16 protein-coding genes and 1 pseudogene are annotated in these 16,862 nt (G+C 43.0%); 12 read left to right on the plus strand and 5 right to left on the minus strand.

Annotation, left to right across the window (positions count from 1 at the left end):
• Positions 1-105: 105 nt before the first annotated feature.
• Positions 106-2,646: a DNA mismatch repair protein MutS gene (mutS, locus tag D0463_RS04755; protein ID WP_117305689.1), complete on the plus strand. Its 2,541-nt coding sequence runs from the start codon at positions 106-108 to the stop codon at positions 2,644-2,646.
• Positions 2,647-2,670: 24 nt separating this feature from the next.
• The gene (gene mutL / locus D0463_RS04760; protein WP_117305691.1) at positions 2,671-4,572 is read left to right on the plus strand and encodes a DNA mismatch repair endonuclease MutL; all 1,902 of its coding nucleotides are present in this window, start codon (positions 2,671-2,673) and stop codon (positions 4,570-4,572) included.
• A gap of 85 nt (positions 4,573-4,657) precedes the next feature.
• Here the strand turns inward: mutL and D0463_RS04765 are convergent, their stop codons facing one another.
• The 3 genes from D0463_RS04765 to D0463_RS04770 all read right to left on the minus strand — a co-directional run bounded on the left by D0463_RS04765 (position 4,658) and on the right by D0463_RS04770 (position 6,270).
• Positions 4,658-4,843, minus strand: coding sequence for a DUF4083 family protein (locus D0463_RS04765; protein ID WP_117305693.1), 186 nt, complete (start codon positions 4,841-4,843; stop codon positions 4,658-4,660).
• Between the two features lie 117 nt (positions 4,844-4,960).
• Complete coding sequence (locus tag D0463_RS19565) at positions 4,961-5,131, minus strand: hypothetical protein (protein ID WP_174234294.1); 171 nt, start codon at positions 5,129-5,131, stop codon at positions 4,961-4,963.
• Between the two features lie 314 nt (positions 5,132-5,445).
• Positions 5,446-6,270, minus strand: a complete 825-nt coding sequence (locus D0463_RS04770; protein ID WP_117305695.1) for an STAS domain-containing protein — start codon at positions 6,268-6,270, stop codon at positions 5,446-5,448.
• A 110-nt stretch (positions 6,271-6,380) separates the two neighbouring features.
• On the opposite strand from D0463_RS04770, the pseudogene D0463_RS04775 reads away from it, so the two are divergent.
• From D0463_RS04775 to hfq, 3 genes and pseudogenes are all read left to right on the plus strand, one after another.
• A pseudogene (locus D0463_RS04775) lies at positions 6,381-7,364 on the plus strand (HD domain-containing protein).
• 97 nt (positions 7,365-7,461) lie between these two features.
• Entirely contained in the window at positions 7,462-8,415 is a 954-nt protein-coding gene (miaA, locus tag D0463_RS04780; protein ID WP_483295715.1) for a tRNA (adenosine(37)-N6)-dimethylallyltransferase MiaA, read from the plus strand.
• 33 nt (positions 8,416-8,448) lie between these two features.
• Positions 8,449-8,682 carry an RNA chaperone Hfq gene (hfq, locus tag D0463_RS04785; protein ID WP_117305699.1) on the plus strand — a complete coding sequence of 78 codons (234 nt, stop codon included), beginning with the start codon at positions 8,449-8,451 and terminating at the stop codon, positions 8,680-8,682.
• Positions 8,683-8,726: 44 nt separating this feature from the next.
• On the opposite strand, the gene D0463_RS20360 is transcribed toward hfq, so the two are convergent.
• The gene (locus tag D0463_RS20360) at positions 8,727-8,840 is read right to left on the minus strand and encodes a YuiA family protein (protein ID WP_483295716.1); all 114 of its coding nucleotides are present in this window, start codon (positions 8,838-8,840) and stop codon (positions 8,727-8,729) included.
• A gap of 323 nt (positions 8,841-9,163) precedes the next feature.
• Between D0463_RS20360 and spoVK the strand changes: the two genes are divergently transcribed.
• A complete protein-coding gene (gene spoVK, locus D0463_RS04795) occupies positions 9,164-10,108 on the plus strand; it encodes a stage V sporulation protein K (RefSeq protein ID WP_117305902.1) in 945 nt (314 codons plus the stop codon).
• A gap of 26 nt (positions 10,109-10,134) precedes the next feature.
• On the plus strand, positions 10,135-10,383 hold the full coding sequence (locus D0463_RS04800; RefSeq protein WP_117305704.1) for a glutaredoxin family protein: 249 nt from the start codon (positions 10,135-10,137) through the stop codon (positions 10,381-10,383).
• Between the two features lie 26 nt (positions 10,384-10,409).
• Here the strand turns inward: D0463_RS04800 and D0463_RS04805 are convergent, their stop codons facing one another.
• A complete protein-coding gene (locus D0463_RS04805; RefSeq protein WP_117305707.1) occupies positions 10,410-11,018 on the minus strand; it encodes a trimeric intracellular cation channel family protein in 609 nt (202 codons plus the stop codon).
• 186 nt (positions 11,019-11,204) lie between these two features.
• On the opposite strand from D0463_RS04805, the gene hflX reads away from it, so the two are divergent.
• From hflX to D0463_RS04830, 5 genes are all read left to right on the plus strand, one after another.
• Positions 11,205-12,458 carry a GTPase HflX gene (hflX, locus tag D0463_RS04810; protein WP_117305709.1) on the plus strand — a complete coding sequence of 418 codons (1,254 nt, stop codon included), beginning with the start codon at positions 11,205-11,207 and terminating at the stop codon, positions 12,456-12,458.
• A gap of 13 nt (positions 12,459-12,471) precedes the next feature.
• Complete coding sequence (locus D0463_RS04815) at positions 12,472-13,746, plus strand: methionine gamma-lyase family protein (protein ID WP_117305712.1); 1,275 nt, start codon at positions 12,472-12,474, stop codon at positions 13,744-13,746.
• A gap of 134 nt (positions 13,747-13,880) precedes the next feature.
• Entirely contained in the window at positions 13,881-14,285 is a 405-nt protein-coding gene (locus D0463_RS04820; RefSeq protein ID WP_117305714.1) for a MerR family transcriptional regulator, read from the plus strand.
• 50 nt (positions 14,286-14,335) lie between these two features.
• The gene (gene glnA / locus D0463_RS04825; protein WP_117305717.1) at positions 14,336-15,670 is read left to right on the plus strand and encodes a type I glutamate--ammonia ligase; all 1,335 of its coding nucleotides are present in this window, start codon (positions 14,336-14,338) and stop codon (positions 15,668-15,670) included.
• 122 nt (positions 15,671-15,792) lie between these two features.
• Positions 15,793-16,566 carry a nucleotidyltransferase domain-containing protein gene (locus D0463_RS04830; RefSeq protein WP_117305719.1) on the plus strand — a complete coding sequence of 258 codons (774 nt, stop codon included), beginning with the start codon at positions 15,793-15,795 and terminating at the stop codon, positions 16,564-16,566.
• Positions 16,567-16,862: the final 296 nt, after the last annotated feature.

A 16,862-nucleotide genomic window follows, 5' to 3' on the forward strand; every position in this document is an offset into this window, starting at 1 on the left:
TCATCTTCTTCAGGCTGCCTGACCTTTTTTAAAATGTCCTTTACATAGGGTACAGTTTAGTATCAGGATGCCTTTTTATTTTTTCGTTTAGGCGATTTTTATGAAATGTTCTTCGAAGATGCTCTAAAGGCCTCACAGGAGCTTGAAATTACCTTGACCAGCCGGGAAGGCGGCAGTGAAGAGCGAATCCCGATGTGTGGGATTCCCTATCATGCCGCCGCAGGCTATATTGATACTTTAATAGAAAAAGGCTATAAAGTAGCGATTTGTGAACAGACGGAGGATCCGAAACAAGCAAAAGGAGTCGTGCGGCGCGAGGTGGTCCAACTGATTACCCCGGGTACCAAGATGGAAGGCAAAGGCCTGGATGAAAAGGAAAATAATTTCATCGCGTCGCTTACCGATTTTGCGGATGGAACATTCGGTCTTGCTTATAATGATTTATCAACTGGTGAAAACAAGGTCACCATCCTTCAGGGAAGCTTTGATGATCTGTACAATGAGCTTTCCATTCTTGGGGCGAAAGAGGTTGTGATCGCTCAAGACTTTCCTGCTGATTGGCAGCAGAAAATGAAGGAACGGGGAGTCGCCGCGCTTTCCTTTGAAGATTCAGTGGAAGTAGATGTTCAGTTTCAATCGGTGCTCAAACTGTTACAGGAGCAAAAACAACGTGCAGCTGTCTCCAAACTGCTGCATTATCTGTTCAGGACGCAAAAACGCAGCCTGGATCACCTGCAGCCTGCACTGCCTTATGAAACAAACGCTTATATGAAAATCGATTATTATTCCAAGCGTAATCTCGAGCTTACGGAAACGATCCGTTCAAAGGGGAAAAAAGGTTCTTTGCTTTGGCTGCTTGATGAAACCAAAACAGCGATGGGCGGAAGGCTATTAAAACAGTGGATCGAAAGGCCGCTGATTGATAAAAAAACGATTGAAAAAAGACAGCTGCTTGTCGAGACATTAAAGAACCATTATTTCGAGCGCCAGGACCTTCGGGAACGCCTGAAAGAGGTATATGATTTAGAGAGGCTTGCAGGTCGGGTCGCTTTTGGAAATGTGAATGCCCGGGATTTGATCCAACTGAAACGATCGCTGCAACAAATCCCCACAATTCGGGAGATCGTCTCATCCTTGGATGTGGCCGCATTAGCCGAAAAGCTCGATCCATGCATGGATGTAACCGAATTGCTGGAACAGTCATTAATTGAAAACCCGCCGCTTTCTGTCAAAGAAGGGAACATCATTCAGGATGGTTACCATCCCGACCTGGATACTTACCGGGATGCCAGCCGCAACGGAAAAACGTGGATCGCCCAGCTGGAACGGCAGGAGCGTGACAGGACAGGGATCAAGTCATTAAAAATTGGCTACAACCGCGTGTTTGGCTATTATATCGAAGTGACAAGGGCGAATCTCCACCTCCTTGAAGAAGGAAGATACGAGCGGAAACAGACGCTCACAAACGCCGAACGCTACATCACGCCTGAATTAAAGGAGAAAGAAGCACTCATCCTCCAGGCAGAAGAAAAAAGCATCGGCCTTGAATACGATTTGTTCCAGGAACTCCGTGAACAGGTGAAGGTGCACATTCCACGACTACAAGCTCTCGCAAAGGCAGTCAGTGAGCTTGATGTGCTGCAATGCTTTGCGACCATCAGCGAGGAACGGCATTATGTGAAACCGGTCTTTTCTGATGAACGAAAAATCGTTTTAAAGGATGGGCGCCATCCAGTTGTTGAAAAAGTACTGCAAACGCAGGAATACGTTCCGAACGATTGCTATATGGATAGCGAACGGGAAATGCTGCTTATTACCGGTCCGAATATGTCAGGGAAAAGCACCTATATGCGCCAAATTGCGCTCACTTCCATACTTGCTCAGATTGGCTGCTTTGTTTCGGCAAGCGAAGCCATTCTGCCCATTTTCGATAAAGTATTTACACGAATCGGAGCCGCGGATGATTTAATCTCCGGTCAAAGTACGTTTATGGTCGAAATGCTCGAGGCAAAGAACGCCATCGTAAATGCTACGGAAAACAGCCTGATTCTGTTCGATGAAATCGGACGCGGGACTTCCACTTATGATGGAATGGCTTTGGCTCAGGCGATCATTGAGCATATCCATGAAAATATCGGCGCTAAAACACTTTTCTCGACTCACTATCATGAGCTGACTGTTTTAGCGGACGAGCTCGCCTGCTTGCAAAATGTCCATGTCAGTGCCATGGAGCAAAACGGGAACGTCGTTTTTCTTCATAAAATCAAGGAAGGCTCCGCCGACAAGAGTTACGGCATCCATGTCGCTCAGCTTGCAGAATTGCCAACGTCTTTAATCAAACGGGCGAATGCCATTTTAACTGAGCTTGAGAAGGACAGGGTCACTGCAAGTGCAAATTCGATCAGTCCATTGAGCGAAAATAAAGTTCAAGCCGAATATAAGTCATTACATCAGAATTCGGAGACGGCAGCAGCTGCAAGCGACTCCCAGCTGTCATTCTTTGGAGAAATCAGCAATACTGATAGAAAAGCGCCTGCACCGAAAGAGAAAAAAGTGATCGATGAGTTAAAGGCGTTGGAGGTGCTTGATCTGACACCGCTTGATGCACTGAACCTTTTATATAAACTGCAAAAAAAGTTGAAATAAGCAAGTAAAGCGAGGCGACAGACCGTGGGGAAAATTGTTCAGCTTGATGAGGCATTATCCAATAAAATAGCAGCCGGAGAAGTGGTTGAACGACCTGCCTCCGTTGTAAAAGAGCTTGTTGAGAATGCCATCGATGCCAACAGCTCCATTGTAGAAATTGAAATCGAGGAGGCCGGACTGGCCAAAATCCGCATCATTGATAATGGCGACGGAATCATGCCCGAGGATGTCGAAACGGCTTTTCTACGGCATGCGACGAGCAAGATTAAAGACGAAAATGATTTATTCAGAATTCGTACCCTTGGATTTCGGGGAGAAGCGTTGCCAAGTATAGCTTCCGTTTCGCGGTTCGAGCTCAAAACGAGCACCGGTGGCGATGCAGGGATACGGATTGTGCTTGAAGGCGGTAGCGTCAAGGAACACGAACCAGCTTCAAGCCGCAAGGGGACAGATATTACCGTTTCGGATTTATTTTTTAACACACCGGCCCGGCTGAAGTATATGAAAACGATTCATACGGAACTTGGAAAAATCACGGATTTGGTTAATCGGCTTGCCCTTGCTCATCCGGAGGTATCCTTCCGGCTGACTCATAATGAAAGAAAGCTGCTTCATACGAACGGAAACGGTGATGTGCGCCAAGTGCTCGCCGCAATTTATGGAATCAACATCGCCAAGAAAATGGTGCCGGTCGAGGGAAGCTCGCTTGATTATACGGTCAAAGGATTTATTGCCTTGCCTGAAATTACAAGAACGTCTCGCAATTATATGTCAACGATGATTAACGGGCGATTTATCAGAAACTACGCTTTGATAAATTCGATTTTGGATGGATATCACACACTTCTTCCGATTGGGCGATTTCCAATTGCATTGCTTTTCATCGAAATGGATCCGATCTTGGTGGATGTGAATGTCCACCCGTCTAAAATGGAAGTCCGGATAAGCAAGGAACAAGAACTAACCCAGCTTGTCACAGAAGCCATTAAAACTGCATTTAAAACACGTGAACTGATTCCAAGCGGGGCGGGAGCTGTCCGGAAAGAACAAGCCAGGACGGAACAAGCTTCCTTTGAACTCGATCATGTCGTCAGGGAAGAGAGTACTGTCCGGGCGGACGCTGAGCAACAAGCTTCCCGGTTCATGGAGAATTTAGTTCGGGAGCCTGTGGTTGAGGAGCTGGAACAATCACAAGAAACCCGTATTGACAGGAACATGGCCTTACATGATAACGAAAATCAGCATCTCCAGCCGTCGAGCACGGTTCCGGAAGCAAAACAGGAGGACCCGTTTATTTTTAATCCGCTTTATGCTGAAACTCCGCTTTCCGATCATGTCCCGACACGAGTCCCGCCCATGTACCCGATCGGCCAAATGCATGGAACGTATATTTTTGCGCAGAACGAAAAAGGGCTCTATATCATTGATCAGCATGCGGCACAGGAGCGGATCAAATACGAATACTTCTCTGAAAAAGTGGGCCGGGTGGAAAACGAACTCCAGGAAATGCTCGTTCCGATCACGCTTGAATATTCAACAGATGAATGCATCAGGATTAACGAATATAAAGAAGAGCTGGAGAAGGTCGGAGTCTACCTCGAGGAGTTTGGCCTCAATTCCTATATCGTCAGGGCCCATCCGCAATGGTTCCCGAAAGGTATCGAGCAGGAGGTCATGGAGGAAATGATCGAACAGCTGCTGTTGATGAAAAAGGTCGACATCAAAAAGCTTCGGGAAGAGGCAGCCATCCTTATGAGCTGCAAAGGGTCAATCAAAGCCAACCACCATTTGCGCAACGATGAAATCCAGGCCCTGCTTGATAAACTGCGACAAACAACCGACCCGTTCACCTGTCCGCACGGCCGTCCGATCATCATTTCCTACTCGATTTATGAAATGGAAAAGATGTTTAAGCGGGTGATGTAAAAGGAAGAGCTTAGGAACATTGATACAACAATGTTCCTAAGCTCTTTTTTTGGATAAAGTTCTTACTTTATAAACCGTTTTAATATTAGTGCTTTTTATCTTTCTCAAGTAAGTCTATGACCCTATCAAGTTTTTGTTCGATTCGTACCGAATGATCGGGCTTTCTTTTAATTAGATATTTTATAAATAAGAAAATAGCAATAACAATTCCAATCAATACAATGAAACAAATGATTTGAAAAATGATATCTCCAATATTGAAAATGCCCATGTGCTCTTCCACCTTTTAGATTAAATATTCCTCGATTTTTGATTATGTAGCTAATAGGGTTGCCACTATGTTTAAACAATAAAAGTAAGAGTTGAGGAACTCTTTCGTTCAAAAAATCTAAGAAGCATGATTATTCTTCGTATCCATTTTATCAGATATTTTTTTAAGGATGGCATTCTGTTCAGTTTGGATTTTCAGGAACCTTAGTGCAAACCAAACTGCAAAGACTAAGGGAGCTAACGTAAACAACAAAGTCAAAATGGGAATAAATGCAGTGAATACTTCCATAGATAAAACCTCCCGCCACAATTGGCTAATAATAACAAATATAAAAAGCTATAAAAAGTATAGACTATTTAGAGGTAAATTGAAATATGGACGATGAAAAATCTGTATCCGATATTTTAAGCTTATCATCAGCATAGAATATGGATGAAAAAAAGCCTGAAACACAACGGGATAGCGTGTTTTAGGCTTTTTTTACTATCTGGGAAGTAAGGGTTTTAGTGAGTTGTCATCTAATTTGCGAGGATAACAAAATAGTTACAAAGGTTATAGAAGTAAGGATAGTTTTTAAAAAAAGGTTCCAAATGAACAGAAAATCATATATTCAAGCTCTTAATTGCCTGATGGAGACTCGAGAACGTAAATACATTCTTGAAATCTATGCCGATATTCACCATCGTTTGGGCGATTTCCGGTCTGATTCCGGTCAGCTTTGTTTCGATACTCACCAGCTTCAAGGAAGAAATGACTTTGAAAATCTGGTCGGCTACCATTGTATCGATGATAGGCACCCCGGATAAATCGATAATCATATACTGAAGATTAAGGTCTGTCCCTTCCGTTAATGCTTTGTCCATCAATTGTTGGGCTCTCTTCGTATCAATATTGCCCACAAGCGGGAGAACGCCGATTTCTTCGGTGACCCGAACGATCGGAATGGAGAGTTCATAGAGGGATTCTTCCGCAGTGTGAATAGTAGAAGAATGGTTACTTGAATAGGAGAGGCTCAGCCAGTGAACCGCCTTGTCGACGACTGAGTCGAAACGTGATAGCACTTCATAGAAAGTATCAATTGTAAAGTTATGTTTGATTGCTTTGTCTTTGATAATCACACCGATCGTATTACGATAAAAACGAACTTCCTCGATGGCAATATCAAGTGGAAGATTTAAATCGATCAGTAAATGAACGACTCCTTCTCCCCAGTCTTTTAAGCGGAGATACGTTTCATCCAATTCAATTGAGATGGAATCAGCATAGATTTCAATTAAATGCTCCCTCCATGTGGTTAAGATCTCATCAATTTTAACACTATAATCTCTTTCATCAGCTACATGTCGTTGTTCAGCAAGCTCTTCTTTTTTTGAAAGCACATGGTCCGTGATTTTTTCCAGTTGGGCTTTTAAATGAATCGTTTCCATTTTAACCTCCTTATAGATTAATAGTCTATAATGCGATACCATTTTAACATAAACCTATATCGACAGAAAAAGATTAAGCTGAAGAATTTGAACAGCATGGAGGTAAGCATTTGTTACTGTTGGACTCGATTTACGGAAAGCATCAGATTGAGGGAATATTAGAGGAGCTAGTGAATAGTCAACCCGTGCAAAGATTAAAAGGCGTACATCAAGGAGGGGCAAGTTTCTAAGTGAATCCAAGATGGAATATTACCCGGTATGAGCATTCCATTGGTGTGATGCTATTGATTAAGAAATTGGGCGGCTCCCTTGAGGAACAGATTGCCGGATTGCTTCACGATGTATCGCACACCGCCTTTTCCCATGTGATTGATTTCGTCTTTGATCATAAGGAAGAAAACTACCATGAACAAATCCTGAATCAATTTCTGAAAAAATCAGAAATCCCCGTTATTCTTCATGATCATGGCTACGATTATGAAGAGACCCTTCTGGAAGGTGCAAAATGGACATTGCTGGATCAGCCGGCACCGGAATTGTGTGCAGACAGGGTGGATTATACGCTTAGGGACATGTATCATTATGGGCACATTTCACATGAGGAAGTGAAAACCTTTTTAAATGATTTACAAGTAGTCGATGGAAAAATGTACCCTGCATCGATTAAGGCAGCCAGATGGTTTACAGAGACTTATTATAATGAAGTGATCGATTTCTTCATGGACCCTTTGAATATTTATGGATACCATCAGCTGGCACAAGCGCTTAAAGTAGCTTTGGAGAATCATATCATCACTTCTGACGACCTGCTTCGTACCGATGAAGAGCTATTATCCATGCTGCGGGCATCCAGCAATCAGCCTCTGCAAAGCATCCTAAATACTATTCATGATAACGTGAAGCTTATCGAGGATGACGAGCAATATGATCTTCATCGCAAAAACAAACTTCGACTTATAGATCCTTCCGTATTGGAGGAAGGCAAGCTCGTAAAATCATCTTCGCTATCAAGAAAGATTAAGATGATGGGTGAGGAAGCTTTGAAGAAATCTATCACAGGAGTATATGTGAAAGTTATTTCTACTAGCAGGTGAATAAAACGAGTCGGTTTTGTTTATAATGAGTAGAGTTTAGCTACTTTAGAGAAGATTATGGTAAGATAGGAAAAAAAGAAATAAGGCAGTGAAAGTATTGAAAATAAATAAGGCGAATCTTTTGGTGATTATAGGCCCTACCGCTGTTGGGAAAACCAAATTGAGCATCGAGCTTGCGAAAAGATTCAATGGTGAGATTATCAGCGGGGATTCCATGCAAGTATACAAAGGGATGGACATAGGTACCGCTAAGATTACCGAAGCCGAAAAAGAAGGCATCCCTCATTATCTAATCGATATTAAGCAGCCAGATGCACCCTTCAATGCCGCTGAATTCCAAGAAAGAGCCGATGCAATCATACGGGATATACATAGTAGAGGAAAACTTCCCGTCATCGTCGGTGGAACTGGTTTATACATCCAATCTGTCATTTATGACTACCACTTTTCTGAAGCGCCATCGGACCCTGGTTATAGGGAAAAGCTTGAAAGACAGGTTAAGGAAGAAGGAATAGAGCCTGTTTACGCAAAGCTTATCTCCATTGATCCGGAAAGTGCTGAGCGGATACATCCCAACAATGTCAGACGTGTCATCCGGGCTCTTGAAATTTATCATTGCACAGGTGCAACCATGAGCGAGCAGCTAGCAGAGCAGCCTACAGAATTAAAATATAATACCGTGTTAATCGGGCTGACCATGGAACGGGAGAAGTTATATGAAAGAATCAATCAGCGGGTTGAGATGATGACCTCGCTTGGTCTGGTTGAGGAAGTCCGTTCTTTTTACGAACAGGGATTAAGGAACTGTCAATCGATACAGGCGATCGGCTACAAAGAGCTTTATGACTATTTTGATGGTTCGAAAACAAAAGAAGAGGCATTGGAATCCTTAAAGCAAAATTCACGCAGGTATGCAAAACGACAGCTGACCTGGTTCCGCAATAAGATGGACGTAACGTGGTTCGATATGACAGAGGTTGAAAACTTTCCAAAAAAACTTGAGGAAATATCCGTTTTTATTGCAGGAAAGCTCTTAGGCAAAAGCGAATAAATAACAAATAGAGAGATTAGAGGAGGATTTAGGATGAAGCAATCCGTAAATATTCAAGATCAATTTTTAAACCAATTAAGAAAAGATGGGACGTATGTCACCGTGTTTTTATTAAACGGCTTTCAAATAAGGGGACAAATTAAAGGTTTTGACAACTTTACGGTTCTTTTTGAGACAGAAGGGAAGCAGCAATTAGTCTTCAAACATGCTATCTCTACTTTCGCTCCACAGCGAAATGTCCAAATCGATTTTGAGGCAAAAGAATAAAACGGAAAACAGGCATGAGTAAAACCGTGCCTGTTTTTAAATGATCATTTAATTTTTCCATCGCCCCCACAAATGGGGCAGGTTAAAATACCACCGAACGCAACATCAATATCTTCAAAGCCATCGCCCTTACAATTCGGGCATGTTTTATATTTCATGGAACCCCTCCAAAATTGATTAATAAATTCACTTTCCAATATATAACCAGACATCATTCCGTAGAATACAAATTTTTCATGTGATACTTTTTTCAACAAAGTATACTGACTTCCTGCTTTTTTGAATATACATAAACTTAGGAAATATTTCTCGGGAAAGCGCAGGATGTGACAACTCTGAGGTTTCCTTTGTAGAAATAATGGAATATTTGTCAGAAAATTGCGTGAAATTCAAAATTTATGTCTAGTTATGTAGTGAATCTATAGCCTCCATACAGGCGCATAAACAGAGCAGATCGTTTTTGAATGGAGAGGTGGATGCTTTGGAACAGCCGATCCGTATGAAAAATAACGGACAAATCAATGTGGTCTTAAACGGACAAAAAAGTAGAAGTATTAAGAAAGATCCTCCAAGGGAAATTCAAGAAAAAGAAATTCCTCTCCAGCATATCGCCTTAAAGGAAATCGAAGAGGAATTAGGAACCCTTGTCGGCATGGCAGAAATGAAACGGATGATAAAAGAAATATACGCGTGGATCTACATTAACAAAAAGCGTGAAGAACGGGGCCTCAAGGCAGGCAGGCAAGCTTTGCATATGATGTTTAAAGGAAACCCGGGCACGGGTAAAACAACAGTAGCAAGACTCATAGGCAAGCTATTTCTCAAGATGAATGTGCTCTCTAAAGGTCATTTGATTGAAGCCGAAAGAGCGGATTTAGTCGGGGAATACATCGGCCACACCGCACAGAAAACGCGCGATTTGATTAAAAAGGCAATCGGCGGGATTCTTTTCATTGACGAAGCGTACTCCCTTGGAAGGGGAGGCGAAAAAGACTTTGGAAAAGAAGCCATCGATACTCTCGTTAAGCATATGGAGGACCGACAGCACGAATTTATCCTGATTTTAGCCGGTTATTCCCGGGAGATGGATCACTTTCTGACCCTCAATCCGGGCTTGTACTCACGTTTTCCCATTGTCGTGGATTTTCCTGATTACTCGATTGACCAGCTCCTTGAGATCGCCGGAATGATGCTTGATGAACGAGAGTATGTCATGAGCAGGGATGCCGAGAGAAAGCTAAGGGATCACCTTACGTTCCTGAAAAATGTGATTGGGCCTTTGTCCTTTTCGAATGGCCGCTATATCCGCAATATCATCGAAAAATCAATTCGCTCGCAGGCAATGAGGCTATTGATTGAAGATGCTTACGACAGAAACGACTTGATCACCCTAAGAAGCCAGGATTTAGTTTTTGAAGAAGACTAATAATCGCTGTCCGAGGAGGTTCAAAAATGGAAGACAATCAGATTACCGTTTATACGACCGACACATGTCCTTATTGCGCTCAGGCGAAAAACTTTCTTGAGGAACAAGGGTTGGATTACAAGGAAGTCAACGTTCAGGAGGATTCTGAGGCAGCCGAACGGCTCATTCAGGTAACCGGTCAAATGGGAGTGCCCCAAATCAATGTGAATGGAAACTGGATTCTTGGTTTTGATCGTGAAGCTATCTTGACATTTGCCCGAAAAAATATAGGTTAAGAAAAAACGGCTTTTGGCCGTTTTTTCTAATGGTTGATTTTAAGCGGTTTGTGTGGAAGCTTCCATTTATATGTGTAGGATAGGATGCGCATCGCTGTAATGATAATGAACAAAGCATATAGCTGCCAGGCATCCGTGGCTATTTCCATACTGACGGCAAGTCCGCACAATATCGCCCAGACCGCATAGATTTCTTCCTTAAAAACGAGTGGCTTTCTACCAGCAAGCAAGTCGCGGATAATCCCGCCTCCGCTTCCTGTCAGAACAGAAGCCACGATGACAGCGCTGAGTGGCAGCTCCATGCTCACTGCATATAAAGACCCCTGAATTGCAAAAGCCGCAAGGCCGATCGCGTCTGAAAAGTTTCCCCATATCTTCCAATGTCTAAGCAAATTATTTGGAAAAAGAAACACGGCCGTAATCGATAAAAGGGCAATCGTAAAGTAAAGACCCTGATCCCAAAGAGCTGAAACAGGTACGCCAATCAGCAAATTCCGTAAGGCTCCTCCGCCAAATGCCGTAACGATTCCCAAAATATAAACCCCTAATATATCATATTCCTCTTCCATGGCAACGATCGCTCCGCTGACAGCGAAGGCAATTGTACCAATAATGGTTAGTACTTCCCACGTCATTGTCCATACCTCGTTGTTAAATAATTAATTATCAAGACAAATTTGATTCTAGCATGTTTATTAAAAGATTCAACTCTTTTTCTTTTAGTCAGGGTTTACGTAAAAAAACAAGACAGGAATCATTTTGGAAACCTATACTTATTTGGTATCATGTGTGATAGAGAACTCTAAAGGGTGGTGCGTTTTTTGGAACATAAGAAAAAAGAAAGCGTCATTTTGGTCGGCTGCCAAACATCAGATGATGACCTGCGCTATGAATACTCATTGGATGAGCTCGCGTCGCTTACAAAAACGGCGAACGGAGAAGTATTGATTACAGTCACCCAGAAAAGGGACCGGGTTCATCCCTCTACATATATCGGAAAAGGAAAAGTTGAAGAGTTGAAAAATCTTGAAGAGGAACTCGAACCTGATTTACTCATCTTCAATGATGAACTTTCTCCAAGTCAAATTCGGAATCTTTCCCAGCATCTCAACGCGAGGGTGATCGACAGGACCCAGCTTATTCTCGATATTTTTGCCCAGCGCGCCCAGTCAAAAGAAGGAAAGCTTCAGGTGGAACTGGCCCAGTTGCAGTATTTACTGCCGAGACTAATGGGGCAAGGTACTGCACTCTCCAGGCTGGGAGCGGGAATCGGAACTAGAGGGCCGGGGGAAACGAAGCTTGAGAGCGACAGACGCCATATCCGCCGCCGGATTGATGATATTAAGAATCAGCTGAATGTTGTGGTCAAGCACCGGGAAAGGTATCGCGATAGAAGAAAACGCAATAAAACATTCCAGGTAGCTCTCGTAGGCTATACGAATGCCGGGAAATCGACATTGTTCAATCGCTTGACAGAGGCCGCAACATTTGAAGAAAACCTGCTGTTTGCGACTCTTGACCCGATGACGAGAAAGTCGATTCTGCCAAGCGGTTTTACCGTCCTGTTGACGGATACGGTCGGGTTCATCCAGGATCTGCCTACGACACTGATCGCAGCATTCCGGTCCACTCTTGAAGAGGTAAGGGAAGCGGATCTCCTGCTTCATGTCGTAGATTCTTCAAGTCCTGATTATTTCAATCATGAAAGGACGGTTCGAGAACTGCTGTCAGACCTTGACGTGACCCATATTCCACAGCTTACATTATATAATAAGAAGGATTTGAAGCACGCAGACTTCATGCCTGCCTCAAGCGAGAAATCAATGCTGATCAGCGCCTTTGAGGAAAACGATCTTGAAGCGGTTCTCGCACAAATCGAAGAGAATGTCATCGCTGAAATGCAGGCATACCATGTTTTCCTTCCCGCAACTGAAGGAAGGCTCCTATCCCAGCTGAAGAATGAAAGTATTCTACGCTCATTATTCTTTGACGAGAAAAAGGAACAGTATGAGTGCAAGGGCTTTTCCTTAATTGATCATCATTTAACCGGACAGCTAGAGAAATATACAAATTAAAAGGAGAAACAAGATGTACGAGAATTTAACGAACGGAGATCAATTAAGGGTTCTCGCAAGATACGTCGAGGAAATGATTGCTCCATTACATCAAGAAATCGATGAGAGAATCGAAGCAAATCAATACCGGGTACTGCAGAGCTTCCAGAACTATAAAGTGAGCGATTCTCATTTTATCCCATCAACTGGGTACGGATACGACGATATCGGCAGAGATACGCTCGAGATGATCTATGCCGATGTACTCGGCGGGGAAGCGGGGCTTGTCAGGCCGCAAATCATTTCGGGGACGCATGCGATTTCCATCGCTCTGTTCGGGATTTTGCGCCCGGGCGATGAGCTTTTATACATAACCGGCAAACCCTATGATACGCTTGAGGAAATTGTCGGCATCCGCGGAAGCGGCGTCGGATCATTAAAGGAATTCCAGATCGGCTATGGAACCGTGTTACTCACGAACGAAGGAAAAGTTGACTTTAAAGCAGTGGAAAAAGCAATCACATCAAAGACGAAAATGATCGGGATTCAACGCTCTAAAGGATATGCAACAAGACCATCCTTTACGGTTGCTGAAATTAAAGAAATGATTGCTTTTGTAAAAGAGATTAATCCCGAGATTGTTGTATTCGTAGACAATTGCTACGGGGAATTCGTTGAAACGCTGGAACCATGCCATGTCGGGGCCGATTTAATGGCTGGGTCGCTTATTAAAAATCCAGGCGGAGGCTTGGCCAAGACAGGCGGCTATATCGTCGGGAAGAAAGAATATGTGGAAGCATGCTCCTTTAGATTGACTTCACCTGGAATTGGCGCAGAAGCGGGTGCTTCCCTATACAGCCTTCAGGAAATGTACCAGGGTTTTTTTCTTGCTCCACATGTCGTCGGACAAGCTCTGAAGGGTGCGATCTTTACATCAGCGCTTCTCGAAAAACTCGGCATGAACACCTATCCAAAGTGGAATGCGGAAAGAACGGATTTGATTCAGTCCGTGCAATTCGATGACCGTGATAAGATGGTCGCTTTCTGTCAGGCGGTTCAGTTCGCCTCTCCGGTCAATTCCCATGTCACCCCATATCCAAGCTATATGCCGGGCTACGAAGATGATGTCATCATGGCGGCAGGGACATTCATTCAAGGGGCGAGCATCGAACTTACGGCAGATGGACCGACACGAGCTCCATACGTGGCATATGTCCAAGGGGGGCTAACCTATTCACATGTAAAAATAGCGGTGCTTACAGCGGTGAATTCGTTAATGGATAAAAAATTGATTACACTCAAAATGTAGAAGAGACAGCTAGGAAACTAGTTGTCTAATTTATAAAAAATATTTATGTTATAAAACCTAACATTTATTTGACAACAAACATAACATGATATATAGTCAGAGTAGGAAAAGAAAATAAAAGGAGGACGTTGCGGATGAGCGGCAACAATATTCGTCGTTCGATGCCTCTTTTCTCAATCGGAATCGTGATGCAGCTGACAGATTTGACAGCTCGCCAGATCCGATATTATGAAGAGCATCAATTGATAACTCCTGAACGAACAGAAGGGAACCGCCGTCTTTTTTCATTAAATGATATCGACCGGCTCCTGGAAATCAAAGATTTGATCGAGCAGAGAGTCAATCTTGCAGGGATTAAGAAAATTTTCTCCGTAAAACAAGAATCGCTCGAGCCAGTCTCAGAGAATTTTGAAAAAAAACTAGAAAAACCTGATTTAAGTGACGTCGAGCTGCGAAAGCTACTAAGGAATGAACTTTTGCACGGCGGCAAAAACCGCGCATCGCTCCGTCAAGGAGATATGTCTCGTTTCTTTCATTAATAAGCTTTAAAAAATATAAAGTTATTTAATTTGGGGAGGAATTACCGACTATGGCAAAGTACACTCGTGAAGACATTACCCGTTTGGCGAAGGAGGAAAACGTTAAATATATCCGCCTTCAATTCACAGACATCCTGGGCACAATCAAAAACGTAGAGATCCCAGTAAGTCAGCTTGAAAAAGCACTTGATAACAAAATGATGTTCGACGGATCTTCCATTGAAGGCTTCGTTCGAATCGAAGAGTCAGATATGTATTTATATCCTGACCTAGATACATGGGTCATCTTCCCGTGGACATCTGAAAAGGGAAAAGTAGCCCGGTTAATCTGTGATATCTACAACACTGACGGAACTCCGTTTGAAGGAGATCCACGCGCCAACCTTAAGCGTATCCTGGCAGAAGCGAAGGAGTTGGGCTTTACAAGCTTCAATCTCGGACCAGAGCCAGAATTCTTCTTATTCAAGCTGGATGAAAAAGGTGAACCGACATTAGAGTTAAATGATAGAGGCGGATATTTCGACCTTGCGCCGACGGACCTTGGCGAAAACTGCCGTCGCGACATCGTGCTTGAGCTTGAGGAAATGGGCTTTGAAATCGAAGCGTCCCACCACGAGGTAGCTCCAGGCCAACACGAAATTGATTTCAAATATGCAGATGCAATTACTGCATGTGACAATATCCAGACTTTCAAACTAGTCGTTAAAACAATTGCCCGCAAACACGGGTTGCACGCAACATTCATGCCAAAGCCATTGTTCGGTGTGAACGGATCTGGAATGCACTGTAACGTTTCCCTTTTCAAAGGAAGTGAAAATGCATTCTATGATCATAATGGAACATTGGAGCTTAGTGAAACAGCAGAGCAGTTTATTGCAGGTACAATCAAACATGCACGTGCCTTTACAGCAGTAACGAACCCGACTGTGAATTCTTACAAGCGCTTGGTTCCTGGCTATGAAGCACCATGCTACGTAGCGTGGTCTGCTAAAAACCGCAGCCCGTTGATCCGTATCCCGGCTTCCCGCGGTGTAAGCACCCGTGTTGAAGTTCGCAGCGTAGACCCTGCAGCTAACCCGTATCTTGCAATTGCGGTATTATTAAAAGCAGGTCTAGATGGAATCAAGAACAAAATGACTCCGCCAAAACCAATTGACCGCAACATCTATGTGATGGACAAACAAGAAAGAGAAGAAGCAGGCATCAGCGATCTTCCGGCAACATTAGCCGCAGCTCTTGATGTTTTGCAATCAGACGAAGTCATCTGTTCTGCTCTTGGAGACCACTTGCTGGAACACTTCATCGAAGCGAAAGAGATTGAATGGGATATGTTCCGCACGCAAGTCCATCCTTGGGAGCGCGAGCAGTATATGACGATGTATTGATTCAGGCGGCCCATGGACACTATTAGTGTCCATGGGCTTTTTGTTTTACAATGAATGAAAAGGATAGACCGGAATTTTGCGTCTTCGACGTAAGACTGCTTAATAATATGGGAGAGATATGTATGAAAGAAAAGATCATGAAAGAATTGAAAAAGATTGATGATACTTATCGTGTTAAGGTTCTCTCCGCATGCGAATCAGGAAGCCGTGCCTGGGGCTTCCCGTCGAAGGACAGTGATTATGACGTTCGCTTCATTTACATACATGAAAGAGATTGGTATTTATCAATCGATCAAAAAAGGGATGTCATTGAACTGCCGATCAATGATTTGTTAGATATTAATGGCTGGGAATTAACAAAGGCACTGAGGCTGTATAGAAAATCGAATCCTCCACTGCTGGAATGGCTCCATTCAGGAATTGTCTATTACCAAGCCTTCTCCGTTATTGAAAAAATGAAGCAGCTTAGCGATAAGGTATATAAACCAACAGCTTGCCTTCACCATTATTTGAATATGGCGAAGGGGAATTATCGTCACTATCTGCAAAATGAACAAGTAAAGATCAAAAAATATTTCTATGTGCTTCGCCCAGTCCTAGCTTGTAAATGGATACAAAAGTACAACACGATCCCGCCGTTGGAATTTCAATCCCTGCTAGAAGAGATTGTCCCGGATGGTTCATTAAAGAAAGAAATTCAAGAATTACTGGAGCGAAAGAAAAGAGGGGATGAGTTAGATTTCGAACCGAGGATAGATAGCATTAATGAATTTGTAGAAACGGAAATCGAACATTTAACTCAATATGCGAAATCGTTAGATATACAATTAGAAGATCCAACCCAGTCGTTAGATCAGTTATTTAGAGACGCCCTCTATGAGGTTTGGGGGAATTAAATAAGTACAAAAACAAAAAGGATGGAACACCTTACTGAGAAGTGGGTGTATTTTTTTTTATCTTAATAAGTAAAAAGTAATAACAAGCAACAACCATTCCGTCTTCAATCAGAGAATAAAATCACGTTTTGTCTTTAGTTTTAAAAGAAAAATCCAGACTATAAAGCCTGAGTTCTTCATCAAGATTTGCACTGATATGACTTGTTTTAAGAGTCATTCTTTATCCGCATTTAAATAATGAAGTTAATCGTCTTCACTGCAGCCACAATTCACAACAACGATAGGGTTACCTACAT

The organism is Bacillus sp. V59.32b, from assembly GCF_003429085.1.
In the GTDB taxonomy this organism is placed as follows: domain Bacteria; phylum Bacillota; class Bacilli; order Bacillales; family DSM-1321; genus Peribacillus.

Excerpts from the sequence above, each read along its gene's own strand:
- mutS (WP_117305689.1), top strand. The coding sequence starts at position 106 with ATGTTCTTCGAAGATGCTCTAAAGGCCTCACAGGAGCTTGAAATTACC.
- D0463_RS04765 (WP_117305693.1), bottom strand. The coding sequence starts at position 4,843 with ATGGGCATTTTCAATATTGGAGATATCATTTTTCAAATCATTTGTTTC.
- D0463_RS19565 (WP_174234294.1), bottom strand. The coding sequence starts at position 5,131 with ATGGAAGTATTCACTGCATTTATTCCCATTTTGACTTTGTTGTTTACG.
- D0463_RS04770 (WP_117305695.1), bottom strand. The coding sequence starts at position 6,270 with ATGGAAACGATTCATTTAAAAGCCCAACTGGAAAAAATCACGGACCAT.
- hfq (WP_117305699.1), top strand. The coding sequence starts at position 8,449 with ATGAAGCAATCCGTAAATATTCAAGATCAATTTTTAAACCAATTAAGA.
- D0463_RS20360 (WP_483295716.1), bottom strand. The coding sequence starts at position 8,840 with ATGAAATATAAAACATGCCCGAATTGTAAGGGCGATGGCTTTGAAGAT.
- D0463_RS04800 (WP_117305704.1), top strand. The coding sequence starts at position 10,135 with ATGGAAGACAATCAGATTACCGTTTATACGACCGACACATGTCCTTAT.
- D0463_RS04805 (WP_117305707.1), bottom strand. The coding sequence starts at position 11,018 with ATGACGTGGGAAGTACTAACCATTATTGGTACAATTGCCTTCGCTGTC.
- D0463_RS04815 (WP_117305712.1), top strand. The coding sequence starts at position 12,472 with ATGTACGAGAATTTAACGAACGGAGATCAATTAAGGGTTCTCGCAAGA.
- D0463_RS04820 (WP_117305714.1), top strand. The coding sequence starts at position 13,881 with ATGAGCGGCAACAATATTCGTCGTTCGATGCCTCTTTTCTCAATCGGA.
- glnA (WP_117305717.1), top strand. The coding sequence starts at position 14,336 with ATGGCAAAGTACACTCGTGAAGACATTACCCGTTTGGCGAAGGAGGAA.
- D0463_RS04830 (WP_117305719.1), top strand. The coding sequence starts at position 15,793 with ATGAAAGAAAAGATCATGAAAGAATTGAAAAAGATTGATGATACTTAT.